The organism is Streptomyces sp. NPDC002476 (assembly GCF_042889785.1).
GTDB lineage: Bacteria > Actinomycetota > Actinomycetes > Streptomycetales > Streptomycetaceae > Streptomyces.
Genome location: NZ_JBIARH010000040.1, coordinates 41401 through 60035, shown reverse-complemented (window position 1 = coordinate 60035; position 18635 = coordinate 41401). Strand labels below are relative to the sequence as shown.

Sequence of the window (18635 nt, the reverse complement as noted above, 5' to 3'; positions counted from 1 at the left end):
CGTCGGTCGACGACTCCCCCATGGCCCGAAAGGCATGGGAGGGGCCCCCTTCGCGTCACCTCCCTCCTCCGCCTTGCCGGGCTTGCCCCTCGCCCCGCTCCTTCCTCCGCCCCACCTATGCGCGCGACCTCTTAGAGTGCGCGCGACCTCTTAGGCTCTGCGCACGACCAGCAATGCGAGCAGGGCCGACCGGGAGAGACCATCGCCATGGAATTCCGTATCGAGTGCAGAGCGCTGACCGAAGCCGTGATCTGGGCGGCTCGGGTGCTGCCGAACCGTTCGACCGTTCCGCTGTTGGGCGGGCTGCTGCTGGAGGCGGAAGACGGCCGACTGCGCATATCGGGCCTCGACTACGAGGCGTCCGCGTGCATCGAGGTGGACGCGGAGATCGTGCGCTCCGGAAAGGCGCTGGTCATGGGACGACGGCTGGTCGAGGTGGGCCGGGTGCTGCCCGACGGCGTGGTGGAGTGCGTGGTCGAGGGGTCACGGTTCTCCATGACCGGTGGCAGCGCCCGGTTCGGGCTCTCGATGCTGCCGCTCGACGACTACCCGACATTGCCGGACCTGCCCCCGGTGCTCGGAGAGGTGGACGCGGAGGAGCTTGCCGACGCGGTCGCCCAAGTCTCGGTGGCAGCGGGCTGGGACGACTCGCTGCCGACGCTGACCGGTGTACGACTGGCGCTCGACGGCGACCGGATGACGCTCGCCGCGACGGACCGCTATCGGTTCGCCGTGCGCACGCTCACGTGGAAGCCGGTCATGACGGACGTCTCGGCAGATGTGCTGGTGTCCGCCCGCAGGCTGTCCGAGATCACCCGTTCCTTCGGCCGGTCCGGGGCATGCCGACTGGCCCTGGACGGCGGTTCTGCCGGCTTCGAGCAGGGTGGTGCGCAGTCCACGGTGCGACTGCTCGACGGCCGACTGCCACGCCACGACAAGCTGTTCGCGATGGCGGACCCGGTCGGCGTGGTCGCGGACTGGGAGGAGCTGGCCGGATCGGTCGCTCGGGTCGCCGTGGTCGCCGAGGGCGGCAGCCCCTTGCTACTGACCTTCTCGGGCGGCTCACTGCTGCTCCAGGCGGGGTACGAGGACGATGTGGCCTCCCAGCGCCTGGACGTCGAGCTGGTCGGTGCCGACGAGATGACGGTGGCGTTCGACCCGGTGTACTTGTCGAACGCGCTGTCCTCGTTCCGCGCACCGGTGGTCAGACTCGACCTGATGGGTCCGGGACAGCGTGCGATGATCACCGGCTGGCCGTCCCGGGAGGACGCGCTCGGACAGGCGACGACCCCTGCCCATCAGCATCTTCTGATGTCAGTGAGGCCGCTGGTCTAGGGATAGTCGGTGAGTCGGTGAGTCGGTGAGTCGGTGAGTCGGTGAGTCGGTGAGTCGGTGACGCGGCTACCGGTCACCCGGCCGCCCCGTCACCCGTTCGCGATGCCCATGGCGCCCAACGGCGCCCGGCGGATGGATGGTTGATCACCGAGTGCGGTGCGTACCCACCGTGGTCACTGGCCCACTCTTCCGTCGACGCACTCGCGCAACAGGTCGGCGTGTCCGCAGTGACGGGCGTACTCCTCGACCCTGTGCACCACCAGCTCCCGGATCGCGATCCTGTCCTTTCCCACGCGCTCGCTCAGGTCCGGGTGCCGGGCCAGTGCCGCGTCGGTCGCGGCCTGCTCGCGCTCCAGATCGCGGTATGCGGCGTCGACCACGGCCTGCTCGGCGACGGCTCCGTCGAAGTCCGCGTCACGCTCGCCGTACAGCTTGGGCAGCGGGTCACCGTCGGCGATCCAGTTGCGCCAGTCCCGTTCCACCTCGGCGAGGTGCCGGACCAGGCCGAGCAGCGACATCGTCGACGGCGGAACCGATCGACGGGCCAGTTGCTCCGGGTCCAGGCCCTCGCACTTCATCCGCAGGGTCATGCGGTAGTCCGTCAGGTAGCTGTGCAGCGTCGCAAGCTCGCCTTCCTGGCCCGGGCCTTCGTTGTTGCGGGGATCGTCGTCCGGATCGACCCACATGTCGGGGTAGACGGTCGCTTGGCTCCATCGTGCGGGTTGGTCGGTCATGCACCCATGCTCGTCCGCGACAGCCGGAGCCGCCACCGTGTTCTCGATTCGACGCGGCGCCGTGGTGGGGACAGGACGAGGGGTCGGCGCCGGGGGCAGGAGCCTCGCCCGTGAGCTGTTCCCGCCCAGGAACGTCGCCTCCTCGCAGGTGAGGGGCGAGGCCCGTCCGGGAAATTCCTCGGCCGGTGAGTCGCCGCTCCCGTTCACGACTCCCGGCCACAACTACCGTTCTGCACACGTCAGTCGGCCCGCGTGTATGTCAACTGACCGCTGCCGTCCGTGTTCTCGCGGTGCAGCGAGCCGTCCGGGAGCAGCGTGAGTACGGTCGGCTTGCCCGCCGCGCAGGACGACATCGGCTCACCGGTGACCACCGTGGACGCGTCGACTTCCATCGGACCGGACGGGGACGGCTCGGTGGTCAGGGCGGCTTCGAAGACGCAGTGGTACGAGCCGCCGCCGTCGAGCGGTCCGTCCGCGGTGAGGGTGAGCACGGTCTGCCCGACCGCGCCCTGTCGGATGACGAGTTCCCGGGTCGAACGGCCCGAGGGGTTGTCGATGGAACCCGACCAACTGCCCAGGAAACCGGCGGGTATGGGGCCGTCGCCGCTCCGCTCGCCGGCGGAGGGCGAATCGTCCGGATCGGAGGATGCCCGGCCGTCACCGTCGTTCGCACCCGAGGACGTCCCGGCGGGTGGCGGTGACACGGTCGGGGAGGGAACGGGCTTCTGCCCCTTTTCGTTCATCAGCGCGTAGACGGACCCGCCGGCGCCGATCGCGACGAGCACGGCCACCGCGACGAGCGCGATCGTCGCCCCCTTGCCCCGCCGCACGGGTTCCGGGGCGGACCGCGGGGCGGGGGTGCAGAGCGGGCCGTACGGAGGAGTGGAGCCGAATCCGGGGTGCTGGTACGGGTGTTGCTGCGGATAGCCATACCCGGCACCGCTCTGCTGCGTACCGAACCCCATCTGTCCGGGGTGCGGCTGCGCATGCTGCTGCGGTGGATAGCCGTACGCGTGGGAGTGCGGCGCGGGGGGCGGTACGGGCGCGGGGGTGCCGACCACGGCGGGCATCGAGTGCATGGCGCCGGGCGGTGTCGGGCCGGGCCCGTCGGCCGGCGCGCCTGATGCGACGGATCCGGCGGGGGCGGAAGGAACGGAGGAAGCGGGGGATGTGGTGGGCGTGGAAGTGGCCAGAGAGGCGGTGGGCGCGCCGGGTGTGGTGGGCGCCGTGGCCGACGGGGCGGTGGGCGGTCGCTGCTCGGTTCTCTCCTCCGGATCCTCGGAGTCCAGCAGTTCCACGGCGTGGCGCCCGAGCTGGGCGAGGAGCGCGCCCGGGAGCCACGGCTCCGTCACGTCGTCGTCCGCCAGGTATTCCAGGAGCGCGTCCGTCGAGGGGCGGGCGGCCGGATCCTTGCGCAGGCAGTCCCGGACCAGCTCGACGAGGTCCACCGGGACGCCGGTCAGATCCGGTTCCTCCTGGGCGATCCGGTACATCTGCGCGTGCACACCGCTGTCGGACGTCCCGAACGGAAGCCGGCCGGTCGACGCGTACGCCAGTACCGAGCCGAGGCAGAACACGTCGCACGCCGGGGTCACCCGTTCGCCGCGCACCTGCTCCGGCGACATGAAGCCGGGCGAACCGACCAGGGCCCCGGTGCGGGTGAGGCCGCCGTCGGTGACGGTGTCGAGCGCCCGGGCGATGCCGAAGTCGATGACGCGCGGACCGTCGATCGTCAGCAGGATGTTGGAGGGTTTCAGATCACGGTGGATGAGTCCGGCGGAATGGATGGCCTGGAGCGCGTGGGCGAGCCCGGCCCCCAGGATGTGGACCGAGCGCTCGGGCAGCGGGCCGTACACGCCCGCCCCCGATGCCGATCGCGAGGCGACACTGGGGGCGGGCGGGGTTCCAGGGCGGCCGGAGACCGTGGCCTGGAGGGAAGGCCCGGCAACGTAGCCGGTCGCCACCCAGGGCACGGCGGCCTCGGTGTCGGCGTCCAGCACCGGGGCCGTCCAGGCCGAGCCGACCTGGCGCGCCGCTCGCACCTCCTGACGGAACCGGTCGCGGAATTCCTGCTGCTCGGCGAGCTCGCCGCGTACCAGCTTGATCGCGACGGTTCGGCCGCGGTCGGAACGGGCCAGATAGACCTGGCCCATCCCTCCGGCGCCGAGCCGGCCCAGTAGTCGGTAGCCGCCGATGCGTTGCGGGTCGGTGGGCCCGAGCTTGTCCATGGTGTGCGTCCTCCCCCTGCGGCGAATACGCCGGAACGCGTTGAGGATAGCGGCGCGCCATGCCGCTCCGAAGGGGCCGGATCCGGGCCCCCGCGGGCAACTCCTCAGCCCTGTCCCGGCTTTACGTCCTCGTCCTCGTCCTCGCTCCGTGCGCCTCGCCCGGCTCCGAGCTCCGGTCCCCGTTCCGGTCCCGCTTGAGGACGCAGCCGGGCACGAGGAGTGCCACGGTGGTCACGAGGTGCGGCACGCGACACGGGAAGTGGCATGAGGGGAGCACGTCGGCGCGGAATGGCGTGGCGTACGTGGGGACGGGGCCGCGCGGCACGGCGTACGTGGGGAGTGGCAGCATGCTGCCGCCGCTGTCGCCGTCACCGATGCCGGAGTGTGCAGAGCCGCGGCGTGACACCGAGTGGACGAAGCCGTGAGGCGACACCGAGTGGACGGAGCCGCGACGCGACACCCTGCCCACCAAAGCGCCGCACGCCATACAAGGTGGCCATGTCGGCCCGCCCCCGGCACATCTACGCTCGCCGCATGACCCCTCATGCCTCGCATGCCCCGCATGTCGACCCCGCCGCCGGCGCGGCCGTGAAGGCCGCAGACCGTGCGCACGTCTTCCACTCCTGGTCCGCCCAGGGCCTCATCGACCCGCTCGCCGTCGCCGGCGCCGAGGGGGCGTACTTCTGGGACTACGACGGCAACCGCTACCTGGACTTCACCAGCGGGCTCGTCTACACCAACATCGGCTACCAGCACCCCACCGTCGTCGCCGCGATCCAGGAGCAGGCGGGCAAGCTCGCCACCTTCGCCCCCGCGTTCGCGATCGAGGCGCGCTCCGAGGCCGCACGCCTCATCGCCGAGCGCACCCCCGGCGACCTGGACAAGATCTTCTTCACCAACGGCGGCGCGGAGGCCGTGGAGAACGCCATCCGGATGGCGCGGTTGCACACCGGGCGCACGAAGGTGCTCTCCGCGTACCGCTCGTACCACGGTGCCACCTCCACCGCGATCAACCTGACCGGCGATCCGCGCCGCTGGCCGTCCGACAGCGCCTCGGCGGGCGTCGTCCACTTCTGGACCCCGTTCCTCTACCGCTCGCCGTTCCACTCCGAGACGGAGGAGCAGGAGTGCGCCCGCGCGCTCCAGCACTTGGAGGACACCCTCGCCTTCGAGGGGCCCGGAACGGTCGCGGCGATCATCCTGGAGACGGTCCCCGGGACCGCGGGCATCATGACGCCGCCGCCCGGCTACCTGGCCGGCGTGCGCGAGATCTGCAACCGCTACGGCATCGTCTTCGTCCTCGACGAGGTGATGGCGGGCTTCGGGCGTACCGGCAAGTGGTTCGCCGCCGACCACTTCGATGTCGTGCCGGACCTGATGACCTTCGCCAAGGGCGTCAACTCCGGTTACGTACCGCTCGGCGGGGTCGCGATCTCCGCCGAGATCGCCGCCACCTTCGAGACCCGCCCCTACCCGGGCGGACTGACCTACTCCGGCCACCCGCTGGCGTGTGCGGCGGCCGTCGCCACCATCCACGTGATGGAGGACGAGAAGGTCATCGCGAACGCCGCCCGCATCGGCGAGACGGTACTCGGCCCCGGCCTGCGCGACCTCGCCGAGCGCCACCCGTCGGTGGGCGAGGTCCGCGGTCTCGGCGCGTTCTGGGCGCTGGAACTGGTCCGTGACAAGGAGACCCGCGAGCCGCTGGTCCCGTACAACCCGAGCCCCGAGGCCAACGCGCCGATGGCGGCCTTCGGCGCGGCGGCGAAGAAGAACGGCCTCTGGCCCTTCATCAACATGAACCGCACCCACGCCGTTCCCGCCTGCAACATCACCGACGAGGAGGCCAAGGCGGGCCTCGCCGCCCTCGACGCGGCGCTGTCGGTCGCGGACGAGTACACCGCGCAGTAGGTGCGCAGTAGGCACGCAGCAGGCGGGTACGCGGTGTGACGAGGACGTCGTGTAACGAGTGCACCGTGTGACGAGCCCGTCGTCGTGCGGCGCGTGCGCGAATGCGCCGCATGGTGAACGCACCGGGTCCCTGGGCGCGTGCACCGGCGCGGCCGCCTTTCCCGGCCACCGACCCCGCACGGGGCCGGTGGCCGGGAGCGTTCGCCCGCTCGTCCTTCCGGCGTCTCCCCTTCTGCTTCTGCTTCTGCTTCTGCCCGGATCCGGGCAGGCCGACCCCTGCCTTAAGGTTGCCGGAGGCGGAGAGCAGGGGAGGGGCGCCATGCGCGCGAGCGGAGCTGTGACCCGCAGCACGCTGCGGCAGCAGATCGCGGACGCGCTGCGCGACGAAGTGCTTGCCGGACGACTGGAGCCGGGACGGGAATTCACCGTCAAGCAGATCGCGGAACAGTACGGTGTCTCGGCGACGCCGGTGCGCGAGGCACTTTTCGACCTCTCGGCGCAGGGGCTGCTCGAATCCGATCAGCACCGCGGTTTCCGGGTACGCGAGTTCACCGTCGCCGACTACCGGTCGATGGTCGAGGCCCGCACGCTGGTCATCGACGGGCTCATTCGCGATGTCTTCCAGGGGTACGGCCCGGGGCGGACGGCCGCGCGGGCGGTGGTGTACCAGGACGGTCTGATCTCCGTGCGCCGCAGGGCGCAGGAGGCCTCGCGGGCGGCGCAGGGCGGCGACCTCGACATCCTCATCGGCTACGACCTCCGCTTCTGGCGGGAGTTGGGCGCGCTCGTCGACAACGCGTACATCAACGATTTCCTGCACCGGCTGCGCGTCCAGGCGTGGGTGTTCGCCGTGCCGTATCTGCGCCACGACGCGAGCGCCCGGGACTGGCTCTGGCACGGCCACCCGGAACTCGTCGCGGCGATCACGCTCTGCGACCACGACGCGGTGCGAGCGGTGATGGACGACTACAGTGCACACGCGCTGAGCTGGGCGGACCGGCTCGCGGCCGGAAAGCTCGCGCGTCCCGGCGCGTCCGCCTCCGCCGCTCCCGGCCCTGCCGCCCCGGTCGCTCCCGTCCCCGCCGTTCCGGGCTCCGTCGACCCTGCTGACGCCGGCGCTCCCGGTCCCGCCTACTCCGAAGAACCGGGACCGGGCTTTCCGGGGGGCTGACGGCCCGTACGGTCGCACTGCCGCGCCGTCAAGTCCTGTTGCCGGACGAGAGGCTTGTTGCCGCATCAGGTCTGTCGCGCATCAGCGGACCTGCCGGGCGCCATCGGGCTACCGGGCACCATCGGACCTGCCGGTTGCCGGCAGACCTCGGCAACTGGCGGCGCATCAGACCTGCCGTGCCATCAGGTCTGCCGCCCCGTCGGGACCGCGCGACCGGGTCCCGTCACCGCTCCCGGTGGACGTCCCGGCGGGCGTCCGGGCGCTCGCCCAGCCCCTTCTGCGGGCCACCTGGCACTGTGCGCGACGTGCCGCCCGCATTACGCTGTTGCGACTGTTGTGAATATTTCGATGCGCACCTGCGGGAGAGCGAGACTTCGTGGCCTGTGACCTGTGGCTGGTCCCCCTCGTCGATGTGCTGTGCCACAGCCCCGACAACCCGTTCGCCGAAGAGATCGCCACCTACGACAAGGTGCTGGGCGAGGCCGGACTGCCGCCCGTTCCGGTGTACGCGTACATGCCCGGCCTGACCGGTGACGTGGCCCCGGTCGCGGGCTTCGACTACGACGCCCTGCACTTCCTGCGCCGCGCCTATCTGCTCCAGCTCAGCGGCCTCGCCGTCACGCCCGTCGACGAACTGGGCGGGGACTATGAGCAGTTGCTGGAGATGTTCGAGGCGACGGCCCGGCAGTCCCATCTGGTCTGGCACTACGATCACGCGGGGGCGTACGTTCCGCTGGACTTCGCCGCCCCGCTCTCCGACGACGACCTGCTCGCGGGCGGCGGCCCCCTCGGCTCCAGCCACGGGCTGCTGAGAGAGCTGGAGTTCGTCGCCCCGTCCCTTGGCATCGACCCGGCGAACCCGCCGGCCGCCCCACTGCCGCCCGTGGCGCCGACCGAGCTGGAGGAACCGGCGGGCTCGATCCCCGACGACAACAGTCCGTTCGCCCGTGAGCGGCACGTCTGGCTGGGCCTGCACGCGGCCGCCACCCGCAGCCTCGCCCAGGGCTCGATGATCGTCTTCAGCTGACCCCCTCACCGCCCCGAGTGGCATCCGGACCGGCATCCGGACGGCACGGCTGAGGACGGCACCGCCGGGAACGGTCGGTGCCGGTGCCGGTGCCGGGGGGCGGGGCAGGGGTCGGGGCCGGCACCCGAACCGTCCTGCCCGGCCGGGCTCCTCCGGCGCCCCGCGGCGGTGTCACCGCGGGGACTCCGGGGGCCGCTGCCGCGGCATGTTCGGCCGGGCGATCGTCTGCATCGGGAATCGCCCCGGCTGCGCGCCGTGGTCCGTGCGCCCGCCGCCCCCGCCGCCGGGCGACAGGGCCTGGAGCCCCATCGGCGCCGGCCCGGCTCGGAACTCCACCATCCAGTCCGCGGTCTCGGTCCGGACGAGTTCCGTAACGTCCTCCGAGAACCGCCGCAGCACCCCGAGACAGCGCTCGGCCGCCTCGCTGGCCGTCCCCTCGGTCGGACCCAGCACCTCCCGTACGGACTCCGAGGCCCAGTCGAACTGGAGCACCTGGAGGCGACGCTGCACGGCCTGGGCGGTGGCGAGATTCCTTATCCAGCCCGATGTGAGGCCGAAGTACCGGTCGCACGCCATGCACGCGGCCCCCAGCAACAGCGACAGATAGCCCCACCCGGCCGCCCCGGCGAGCGTCCCGGTGAGGTCGAGCAGGGGCAGGGCGGCCCCCGCGACCGCCCCGGCGGCCGTACCGACCCGCAGCGTCCTGGCCGCGCGCCGCTTCCGGATCCGGTCGTTCAGATACCAGTCGGCGGTGCGCAGTGCCTCGGCCTCGACCCAGCGGTACAGCTCGTCGAGACGTTCGGCGGGTTCACCCCAGTCGCCGAGCGGGAACGGTGTACCGGTCAAGTCACCGCCCCGGCCCCGTGCGACCCGGCCACGTGCGCCGGAGCCCGATCCGGAGGAGCCGGCCGAGCCGGCCGAACCGGGCTCGTTGCGGGGTCCTTCGGGCTGCATCTCCGGCTGACTCACCGGGGTACTCCTCTGCGTTCTGCTTAATGACGCCTGATGTGCGGCGGTGGTTTCGGCGGTGGGCTGATCACTGCTCTCCGGCGCGGCCGACTGTCCCGCTTACGTAACTTTGCGTGACGGGCGGTGCGCCCTTGTGTCCTGTCGCGCATGCCCTTCCTACCGCCGAATGGTGGGCCGCGGGTTCGAAATGGCGTTATGACCGGGCGCGGGGGGCCTGTGATCAGGTATGGGCGTCATGTCGGTGCTGACCCAAACTCACTCGAAAGAGTTGCTCGCCAGTGGGTGGGGCACACCGTGCGGTGACCACGTAGGCTCGACTTACCGAAACGTGTTGTCGTCGAATTGCCAGGAGTGACCGTGATTCCCGGTGCGGGTCAGCCCAATATGCAGCAGTTGCTGCAGCAAGCGCAGAAGATGCAGCAGGACCTCGCCGCGGCTCAGGAGGAGCTGGCCAGGACCGAGGTCGAGGGCCAGGCGGGTGGCGGTCTGGTGAAGGCGACCGTGACCGGCTCCGGTGAACTCCGTGCCCTGGTGATCGACCCGAAGGCCGTCGATCCGGAGGACACCGAGACGCTCGCGGACCTGGTCGTCGCCGCGGTTCAGGCGGCGAACGAGAACGCGCAGCAGCTCCAGCAGCAGAAGCTGGGCCCGCTCGCCCAGGGGCTGGGCGGTATGCCCGGCCTCCCCTTCTGACCGACCGCCTCCGGAGCGCGGCTCGGGCCCCGGTGGGGGTCGTCTCCGGGCCGTCGTCCGGGTAGTCCGGGCACGGCCCGGACGGCATCCAGGCTGACGCACGGGCACGGCCGGGACGCTTCCCGGTCGTCGTCCGGGCGTGGCCGGGATGCTCCCCGGTCGTCGTCCAGATGTGGCCAGGACGCCCCCCGGTCGTCGCCCGGGCGCTTGTGGGCCTTCTGACCGGCGGCCCGAGCTCGTAAGTTGTATTCATAGCCCATCGCACGCGATGGACCGCCGGTCGTGCGCCGCCCGCGGCGTGCGGCCTTCGGCCCGTCGCCCGCGGCCCACCCGCCCGCGGCCCGTCCGGGGACGGGAACAGGGAGTGGAAGAGGAAGGCGTTTCCGTTGTACGAAGGCGTGGTTCAGGACCTCATCGACGAACTGGGCAGGCTGCCCGGCGTCGGTCCCAAGAGCGCGCAGCGGATCGCTTTCCACGTCCTGCAGGCCGAACCGACCGATGTGCGCCGTCTCGCACATGCCCTCCTGGAGGTCAAGGACAAGGTCCGGTTCTGTTCGGTCTGCGGCAATGTCGCCCAGCAGGAGCAGTGCAACATCTGCCGGGACGCCCGCCGCGACCAGGCGGTCATCTGCGTGGTCGAGGAGCCGAAGGACGTCGTCGCGATCGAGCGGACCCGCGAGTTCCGGGGCAGGTACCACGTGCTCGGCGGCGCGATCAGCCCGATCGAGGGCGTCGGCCCCGACGATCTGCGCATCCGTGAACTGCTCGCGCGGCTCGCCGACGGCACGGTCACGGAGCTGATCCTGGCGACCGACCCCAACCTGGAGGGCGAGGCCACCGCGACGTACCTGGCCCGGATGGTCAAGCCGATGGGTCTGCGGGTCACGAGACTGGCCAGCGGTCTGCCGGTGGGCGGCGATCTGGAGTACGCGGACGAGGTCACCCTGGGCCGCGCCTTCGAGGGGAGGCGCCTGCTCGATGTGTGACGCTTTCATGTCACCCGATGTACCGATGGTGACCATCGTCGCGACGCGCGGTGTTTTTACGTTCAGCGACGCTATGTTCTACCCACCGCTCGCGACCGTGCCCACGGGAGGTCCCCTCGATGTCTGACGCCACGCTGAACTCCGTCACGCAGGACCCGGGCGATTTCGCCGTCCAGATCGCCGACCAGATCAAGACGTTCATCGTCGCGGTCACCGAGGTGTCGAAGGTCGAGGAGCCCGAGGAGGCCGTTCCCGTCCTGCTGCTCCAGATCTCCCAGCTGCTGCTGGCGGGCGGACGGCTCGGTGCGTACGAGGACATCGTCCCCGAGGAGCGCTACGAGCCGGACCTGGGCGCGGAGCCGGACGCCGACGGGCTGCGCGAGCGGTTCGCCGTCCTGCTGGAGCCGATCGACGTGTACTCCGAGGTCTTCGACCCGTACGAGCCCCGAAAGGCGCCGGTCCCGGCCCGCATCTCGGACGACCTGGCCGACCTCGTCACCGATCTGCGCCACGGCCTGGCCCACTACGAGGAGAACCGGGTCACCGAGGCCCTGTGGTGGTGGCAGTTCTCGTACTTCTCCAACTGGGGTTCCACCGCGTCCGCCGCCCTGCGCGCCCTCCAGTCCCTGATCGCCCACATCCGCCTCAACCAGCCCCTCCAGGAGCTGGACGGCCTGGACACGGACTCGGAGACCGCCGACGAGGAGCTCGCCGAGGAGGCGGGCCGGGTGATGGCGGAGGAGATCGCGGGCCCGCTGGGGCTGCGCCCGGTGCAGTAGTTACGTCCCTCGCGCGCCTTGTCGTACCGGGCCACGGGGTGAGACGCCCCGTCGCGCCCCTCGTCCTGTCGCGCCGCAGGTGAGAGGCCCCCCTCGGGTTCCCTTGCCGTGCCTCGCCGCGGGGTGAGACGCCCCGTCCGGCGAGTGGACGGATGCCGCGCGGCAACCGCCCCGGCGTGTGACGTCGCGTGCCGCAGCTCGCAACCGCGGCGATGCGCGCCCACGTGCGGCAATGCGCGCCCATACGTGGGAGTGCGGGAATGCTGAGTTGCGGAATGCGTGGCAATCACGGCACGCGCCCTCCCGTCGGGAGCCCCCGACGGGAGCCCCCGACGGGAGCCTTCAACGGGCGGACGGTGAGGTTCCGGTCCAGGCTGGAGGGGGCGCTTCGCAGGGCGCGGCCATCCGCCGCGCGTGTGGGGTGTGCCACACCCGGGAGTGCGGCTCCGATCGGCGGGCAACAGCCCGTACGAGCGGCTTGGATCGACATACCGGTGATCACGTGCTGAGCAGGAAATCTCACCATGTGGTAAGGACGGGGCGATTTCGGGCTGCTCGTTAAACTGAGTCGACCGAGTAACGGACTGAGCGAGGAGCGCACGTGGGCCTTGTCGTGCAGAAGTACGGAGGCTCCTCCGTAGCCGATGCCGAGGGCATCAAGCGCGTCGCCAAGCGAATCGTCGATGCCAAGAAGAGCGGCAACCAGGTGGTTGTCGTGGTGTCCGCGATGGGCGACACGACGGACGAGTTGATCGATCTCGCCGCGCAGGTATCCCCGATACCCGCGGGGCGCGAGTTCGACATGCTGCTGACCGCGGGAGAGCGGATCTCCATGGCCCTGCTGGCGATGGCGATCAAAAACCTGGGCCACGAGGCCCAGTCGTTCACGGGCAGCCAGGCAGGCGTCATCACCGACTCGGTCCACAACAAAGCGCGCATCATCGATGTGACGCCGGGCCGCATCCGTACGGCGCTGGACGAGGGGAACATCGCGATCGTCGCGGGGTTCCAGGGCGTGTCCCATGACAAGAAGGACATCACCACCCTCGGCCGGGGCGGATCCGACACCACCGCGGTGGCGCTCGCCGCCGCGCTGGACGCCGAGGTCTGCGAGATCTACACCGACGTGGACGGGGTCTTCACCGCCGACCCGAGGGTCGTGAAGAAGGCCCGGAAGATCGACTGGATCTCCTTCGAGGACATGCTGGAGCTGGCCGCGTCCGGTTCCAAGGTGCTGCTGCACCGGTGCGTGGAGTACGCACGCCGCTACAACATCCCGATCCACGTCCGCTCGTCCTTCTCCGGGCTGCGCGGGACCTGGGTCAGCAACGAGCCGCAAGGGGACCAGAAGGTGGAGCACGCGATCATCTCCGGAGTCGCCCATGACGTCTCCGAGGCCAAGATCACCGTCGTCGGCGTGCCCGACAAGCCGGGCGAGGCCGCCGCGATCTTCCGCACGATCGCGAACGCGGAGATCAACATCGACATGGTGGTGCAGAACGTCTCCGCCGCGTCGACCGGGCTGACCGACATCTCGTTCACGCTGCCGAAGGCCGAGGGCCGCAAGGCCATCGACGCCCTGGAGCGCAACCGCGGCACCATCGGTTTCGAGTCGCTGCGCTACGACGACCAGATCGCGAAAATCTCCCTGGTCGGCGCCGGTATGAAGACCAACCCCGGGGTCACGGCCGGCTTCTTCGAGGCGCTGTCGGACGCCGGTGTGAACATCGAGCTCATCTCGACATCCGAGATCCGCATCTCGGTCGTCACCCGTGTCGATGACGTCAACGAGGCCGTGCGCGCTGTGCACACCGCCTTCGGCCTCGACAGCGACTCCGACGAGGCCGTCGTCTACGGGGGCACCGGCCGATGACCGCCCGCCGCCCCTCGCTCGCGGTTGTCGGAGCGACCGGGGCGATCGGCGGCGTCATGCTCCAGATCCTCTCGCAGCACGCGGACGTGTGGGGCGAGGTGAGACTGATCGCCTCGCCGCGTTCGGCCGGCCGCAAGTTGGTCGTGCGCGGCGAGGAGAGCGAGGTCCTTCCGCTCACCGAGGATGTCTTCGACGGCATCGACGTGGCGCTGTTCCTGGTGCCCGACGATGTGTCCGCGCAGTGGGCGCCCGTCGCCGCGGCCAAGGGCGCGGTCGTCGTCGACGACTCCGCCGCGTTCCGGCTGGACGCGGACGTTCCGCTGGTCGTGCCCGAGATCAACCCGCACGCCGTACGGATCAGGCCGCGCGGCATCGTCGCGAGCCCGAACTGCACGACGCTCTCGCTGATCGTCGCGGTCGGCGCACTGCACGCCGAGTTCGGGGTGCGGGAACTGGTCGTCTCCTCATACCAGGCGGTGAGCGGCGCGGGCCGCGACGGGGTGGCCGCGCTGCGCGAACAGCTGTCGCTGGTGGCCGGCACCGAACTGGGCACGAAGCCGGGTGACGTGCGTCGGGCCGTGGGGGACGCGGAGGGCGGGCCCTTCGCCGCACCGGTGGCGCTCAACGTGGTGCCCTGGGCCGGGACCGAGGCAGGCGACGGCTGGTCGTCGGAGGAACTCGCGATCCGCGGGGAGTGCCGCAAGATCCTGGACCTGCCGGACCTGCGGGTGGCGGCGACCTGCGTGTACGTACCGGTCGTAGCGACGCACTCGATGTCCGTGCACGCGCGGTTCGAGAACGAGGTCGCGGTCGACCGGGCCCACGAGATCCTGGCGACGGCGCCGGGCGTGGTGCTGTACGACAGCCCGGGGAAGGGGGACTTCCCGACGCCGTCCGACGTCGTCGGCACCGATCCGACGTGGGTCGGGCGCGTACGCCGCTCCCTGGACGACCCCCGCGCGCTGGAGCTGTTCGTCTGCGGCGACAACCTCCGTAAGGGGGCCGCGCTGAACGTGGCACAGATCGCCGAAGCGGTGGCCGCCGACTTTCCTCGTGCCTGATCACGTCCTTCCTCGCGTCCGTGCCTGACCGCGGCGTTCGATCAGGGTGTCCGGTCGAGGCGTTCGGTCGGGGTGTCTGATCAAGCCTGGTCGAACCTGATTTGTACGATCTGTGAATGCCCTGTGAGCAAGTTGAAAGTCTGAATCTCTTGAGCTGGGGTGTCGGGGTATCCGACGATGACCTTTCGGCCTGCTGCAACCGTCGGCCGGAACGTGCACGTCTATGCGATGACTTCTTGCACGACAGGGCGCGTATTTGGGGCATTTGGGGAAGAGCGGGTACGTATGAGGGCATGTCGCACCGCGTCGGACGCGGTGTCGCGCGCGTACAACCCTGACGGGGGGAAACGTGTCCAACTGGCGTGGCAGAGGTTCTCGATATCACAGTGGTGGGCCCCCTGCGCGGCGCTTCGGTGCGACCGCTCAGGCGGCCCCGCAGGCCCGGCGGCATGCCGGTGATCGCGCCCATGCCTGCCGCGCGTCCCACGACACAGCTGCCGTCGCAGCGCGAGGGCGCTGAGGAGAGCGTGGCAGCCGGAACCACCGTCGACCACCTCACCGAGACCTACCGGGCCCACTACCGCTCGCTGCTGGGCCTCGCGGCGCTGCTCCTTGACGACACCGCGTCCTGCGAGGACGTGGTGCAGGAGGCGTTCATCCGCGTGCACTCGGCGCGCAACCGGGTGCGGGACCCCGAGAAGACCCTGGCGTATCTGCGCCAGACCGTCGTCAATCTGTCGCGTTCCGCGCTGCGCCGCCGCATCCTCGGGCTGAAGCTGCTCTCCAAGCCCATGCCTGACATGGCGAGCGCGGAGGAGGGCGCGTACGACCAACTGGAGCGGGACGCCCTGATCAAGGCGATGCGTGGGCTGCAACGACGCCAGCGGGAGGTGCTGGTGCTGCGCTACTTCGCGGATATGACGGAGGCTCAGGTGGCCGAGACGCTGGGCATATCCCTGGGATCGGTCAAGGCCTACGGGTCGCGCGGGATCGCGGCGCTGCGCGTCGTGATGGAGGCGCAGGGATGAGCCGGCGCGACAGCACCAACGACAACGACAACGGCGATGACAACGGCTATGGCTATGGCGACGGTGAGGGCTGTGGCGGCGTCGGTGGCGATGGCGGTGACGACATGAGCCGCGACGGCGGTGTCGGCGGCGTGGGCCGCGAGGGCGGCGAGGTCGCCCCGGAGAACGGGTGCGAGGGCGGCCGAGAGAGCGGAAGCGGGCAGGGGCCCGGGACCGACCGGACTGGAAACACAATGGTGAACGACGGGCGGGAAGGAGCCGTGGCCCCGGACGGGGCATCGGACGCGGCCCCTGGCATGGACGCACGGGCGACGGCGGACAGGGACGGCGACGCGACCCCCGAGGCACGGACACACGAGAACGCGGGCTCCGAGGGTGCGGGTTCCGGGAACGTGGCCCCCGATGTGCGGGGTCACGAGGGCGTGGCCCCCGATGTGCGGGGTCACGAGGGCGCGGGCCCCGAGGCGCGGGCTCATGCGCGGACGGACGTGAGCCCGGGGGCGGAGGCGGACCCGGGCCGTGGCGTGGATGCGGGGGTGCATGTGGGCGCGGGCGGTGGCGACGCTACGCGCACGGGTTCCGTGACGGTCGTGGGCTTCGGCTCCCGGCGCGGTGACGGCGGCACGGAGGCGCCTGACTTCCTGGACGAGGTCGCGCTGCGCCGCATGCTGCACGGGGCGGTCCAGCACATCGAGCCCGGCCAGGGCGTCCTCGGCCACCTGCAGCGGGCGGTGCCCGCCCGTCGCGCCAGGCGGCGGCAGGCCGTAGTCGGAATGGCGGCGGCGGCGCTGCTCATCGGCACCGCGGTCCCCGCCTTCGTCCACGTCGCGAACTCCGACGGTTCGAGCACTGCCAACCCGGCGATAGCCGGGCACGGCGAACAGGCGCAGGGCGGCAACGGTACGGAGGACGGCTCGGGGAGCGGCGGGAAGGACCTCGGCGGCGGAACCGATGGCCGGGACGACCGGGATCCGGATCATCCCGTGAGCACGAGCAGCCCGTCCGGCAGCGGTGGGCAGGGAACCGAAGGCGACCTGGCCGGGGGAGTCTCCGATCCGGCCGCATCCGTGGCGTCCGCCCCGCCGGCCTGTGACGCGGGACAACTCGGTGTCGCCTCGGTCCAGACGGGCTCGGCGGGCGCCGACGGCACCGTGTACGGCACGTTCCGGATCGCCAACGTCTCCGACACGGAGTGCTCGGTGAGCGGCGGCGGAAGCGTGGGCTTCCAGGCGCTGGGGGCGGCGGACCCGGCCAAGATCACGGTCGTCCGGCACGCGGCGGGCGATGCGGCGCCCGGACTGCCCGACCCCTCGCAGGAACAGGACGCCCTGGCGCTGAAGCCGTCCATGACGTACGAGGTGAGGTTCGCCTGGGTACCGAGGGACACCTGCCCGACCACCGGGGGCTCGCCGAGCCCGACGCCGACGGAGGGCACGGGCGGCGCCAGTAGTGGTACCGCAGCCGGCGCGGGGCCGGGCACGGGTACGGGTTCCGGCGACGGGGCCGTGGCGACGGTCGAGCAGCTCGGCGGGGAGGACGGCGGATTGCAGGACGGCAGCGTCGCCGTCACGCACACCCCGGAGGCGGGAGCACCGGTCGCGGAGACGAAGATCGCCAACGCCTGTGCCGGCACGATCTACCGGACCGGGGTGCTGGCCCCCGCGACGTGACACGTGGGCACGCGCCCGAGCCTGCGCGTGCCCCCACGCTCACCAGGCGCCCACGCGTGTGTCGCTGCCCGCCCCCCGGCGCTCCGGGCGTCGGCCTCCGGGCCCCGGGGCCCCGGGGCCCCGGGCACATGCGGACGGTTCAGGCGCCGCCGGTCTTCGCGTCGGACCCGGGCCGCACGCCGTGGTCGGCGGGCCCGACGACAGCGGCACCCGCACCCACGCCCGAACTCAAGCTCTCGGCCGCATCCGCATCCGCATCCGCGTTCCTGCCTGCATCCGTACCCGCATCCGCATCCGCATCCGCGTCGGTGCTCGCCGCCGTGCTCCCGCCCGCGCCCGCTTCCGCTTCCGCTTCCGCGACGATTCCCAGCTTCAGGTCGCGCGCGGCTTCGGCCTCGCGGCGGATCAGCCGGAACCACATGAAGAGCACGAACCCGGCGAAGACGAACCACTCCCCGGTGTAGCCGAGGTTCTGGAACGCCTTCAGGTCCAGCCCGGTGCCCTGCGGCACGGTGGCCGGTACGGGACGCAGAGCACTGGTGCCGCTGCCATCGGTGTCCTGGAGCGTCACCCACGCGTCGTAGACGTCGTACGGGACGAGGTTGACGAGGGACGCTGCGCCGATGATGCCGAGCTGGCCGTCCGGGAGCCCGCCCGTGGCATGGACTCCCGCGGTGCCGGCGTTCTCCGAGGCCTGGAGGTCGCCGGTGACCGTGACCGTGCCGGTCGGCGCGGCCGGAACGGCGGTGTTGCCAGGCTCGCCCGGCAACCAGCCGCGCACGACCGGCAGCGCCTTGCCGTTGTCCGTGCGCAGCATGTTCAGGACGTAGAAGCCGTCCTTGCCGTCCAACTCCCGTCCGGGCACCAGGAACTGGTCGGCGTACCGACCGGTGGCGGTGGCGGGACGGCCGGAGGTCGCCGTGTCGACGGGCAGCAGGTCGTCGATCGGCTTCGCGGCCCTGGTACCCGGAGCGGGCTGCTTCTCGGCGGCGTTGTGCGTCTGCACACGGTCCTCGAAGCGGCCGAGCTGCCAGGTGCCCATGAAGACGCAGAAGGGGATGGCCAGCACGACGAACAGGTTGATCCCCCACCATCGCGGGGTCAGCAGGAACCGGTACACCCCTCCACGGTACGGTCTCTCGCTCCGGTTCCCCGGCGCGGGGTCCCGCC

General features: G+C 71.2%; 15 protein-coding genes. 11 read left to right on the top strand and 4 right to left on the bottom strand.

Annotation, left to right across the window (positions count from 1 at the left end):
* Positions 1-207: 207 nt before the first annotated feature.
* Positions 208-1335, top strand: a complete 1128-nt coding sequence (gene dnaN / locus ACFYXM_RS30925) for a DNA polymerase III subunit beta (protein ID WP_389294325.1) — start codon at positions 208-210, stop codon at positions 1333-1335.
* A 173-nt stretch (positions 1336-1508) separates the two neighbouring features.
* Here the strand turns inward: dnaN and ACFYXM_RS30920 are convergent, their stop codons facing one another.
* Positions 1509-2069 (bottom strand): DinB family protein, encoded by a 561-nt coding sequence (locus ACFYXM_RS30920; protein WP_389294323.1) that lies wholly within the window; start codon positions 2067-2069, stop codon positions 1509-1511.
* A gap of 239 nt (positions 2070-2308) precedes the next feature.
* On the bottom strand, positions 2309-4297 hold the full coding sequence (locus ACFYXM_RS30915) for a protein kinase (RefSeq protein ID WP_389294322.1): 1989 nt from the start codon (positions 4295-4297) through the stop codon (positions 2309-2311).
* Between the two features lie 534 nt (positions 4298-4831).
* Here ACFYXM_RS30915 and ACFYXM_RS30910 point away from each other — a divergent pair.
* From ACFYXM_RS30910 to ACFYXM_RS30900, 3 genes are all read left to right on the top strand, one after another.
* Positions 4832-6208, top strand: a complete 1377-nt coding sequence (locus ACFYXM_RS30910; protein ID WP_389294320.1) for an aspartate aminotransferase family protein — start codon at positions 4832-4834, stop codon at positions 6206-6208.
* A 319-nt stretch (positions 6209-6527) separates the two neighbouring features.
* Complete coding sequence (locus ACFYXM_RS30905) at positions 6528-7379, top strand: GntR family transcriptional regulator (protein ID WP_389294319.1); 852 nt, start codon at positions 6528-6530, stop codon at positions 7377-7379.
* Between the two features lie 376 nt (positions 7380-7755).
* Positions 7756-8406 carry a hypothetical protein gene (locus ACFYXM_RS30900; RefSeq protein ID WP_389294317.1) on the top strand — a complete coding sequence of 217 codons (651 nt, stop codon included), beginning with the start codon at positions 7756-7758 and terminating at the stop codon, positions 8404-8406.
* A 171-nt stretch (positions 8407-8577) separates the two neighbouring features.
* Here the strand turns inward: ACFYXM_RS30900 and ACFYXM_RS30895 are convergent, their stop codons facing one another.
* Positions 8578-9375 (bottom strand): SLATT domain-containing protein, encoded by a 798-nt coding sequence (locus tag ACFYXM_RS30895; RefSeq protein WP_389294316.1) that lies wholly within the window; start codon positions 9373-9375, stop codon positions 8578-8580.
* A 357-nt stretch (positions 9376-9732) separates the two neighbouring features.
* Between ACFYXM_RS30895 and ACFYXM_RS30890 the strand changes: the two genes are divergently transcribed.
* From ACFYXM_RS30890 to ACFYXM_RS30860, 7 genes are all read left to right on the top strand, one after another.
* Positions 9733-10068 carry a YbaB/EbfC family nucleoid-associated protein gene (locus ACFYXM_RS30890; RefSeq protein WP_073788244.1) on the top strand — a complete coding sequence of 112 codons (336 nt, stop codon included), beginning with the start codon at positions 9733-9735 and terminating at the stop codon, positions 10066-10068.
* A gap of 386 nt (positions 10069-10454) precedes the next feature.
* Positions 10455-11054: a recombination mediator RecR gene (gene recR / locus ACFYXM_RS30885; RefSeq protein WP_389294314.1), complete on the top strand. Its 600-nt coding sequence runs from the start codon at positions 10455-10457 to the stop codon at positions 11052-11054.
* A gap of 119 nt (positions 11055-11173) precedes the next feature.
* Positions 11174-11833: a DUF5063 domain-containing protein gene (locus ACFYXM_RS30880; protein WP_389294312.1), complete on the top strand. Its 660-nt coding sequence runs from the start codon at positions 11174-11176 to the stop codon at positions 11831-11833.
* A 601-nt stretch (positions 11834-12434) separates the two neighbouring features.
* Positions 12435-13706, top strand: a complete 1272-nt coding sequence (locus ACFYXM_RS30875) for an aspartate kinase (protein ID WP_389294311.1) — start codon at positions 12435-12437, stop codon at positions 13704-13706.
* The gene (locus ACFYXM_RS30870; protein WP_389294310.1) at positions 13703-14767 is read left to right on the top strand and encodes an aspartate-semialdehyde dehydrogenase; all 1065 of its coding nucleotides are present in this window, start codon (positions 13703-13705) and stop codon (positions 14765-14767) included. Before ACFYXM_RS30875 ends, ACFYXM_RS30870 begins: the two co-directional genes overlap by 4 nt.
* 449 nt (positions 14768-15216) lie before the next feature.
* The gene (locus ACFYXM_RS30865; protein WP_073788253.1) at positions 15217-15795 is read left to right on the top strand and encodes a SigE family RNA polymerase sigma factor; all 579 of its coding nucleotides are present in this window, start codon (positions 15217-15219) and stop codon (positions 15793-15795) included.
* Positions 15792-17465, top strand: coding sequence for a hypothetical protein (locus tag ACFYXM_RS30860; protein ID WP_389294308.1), 1674 nt, complete (start codon positions 15792-15794; stop codon positions 17463-17465). The genes ACFYXM_RS30865 and ACFYXM_RS30860 overlap by 4 nt, the downstream gene beginning before the upstream one ends.
* 139 nt (positions 17466-17604) lie before the next feature.
* On the opposite strand, the gene ACFYXM_RS30855 is transcribed toward ACFYXM_RS30860, so the two are convergent.
* Positions 17605-18585, bottom strand: coding sequence for an SURF1 family protein (locus ACFYXM_RS30855; protein WP_389294306.1), 981 nt, complete (start codon positions 18583-18585; stop codon positions 17605-17607).
* Between the last annotated feature and the right edge of the window lie 50 nt (positions 18586-18635).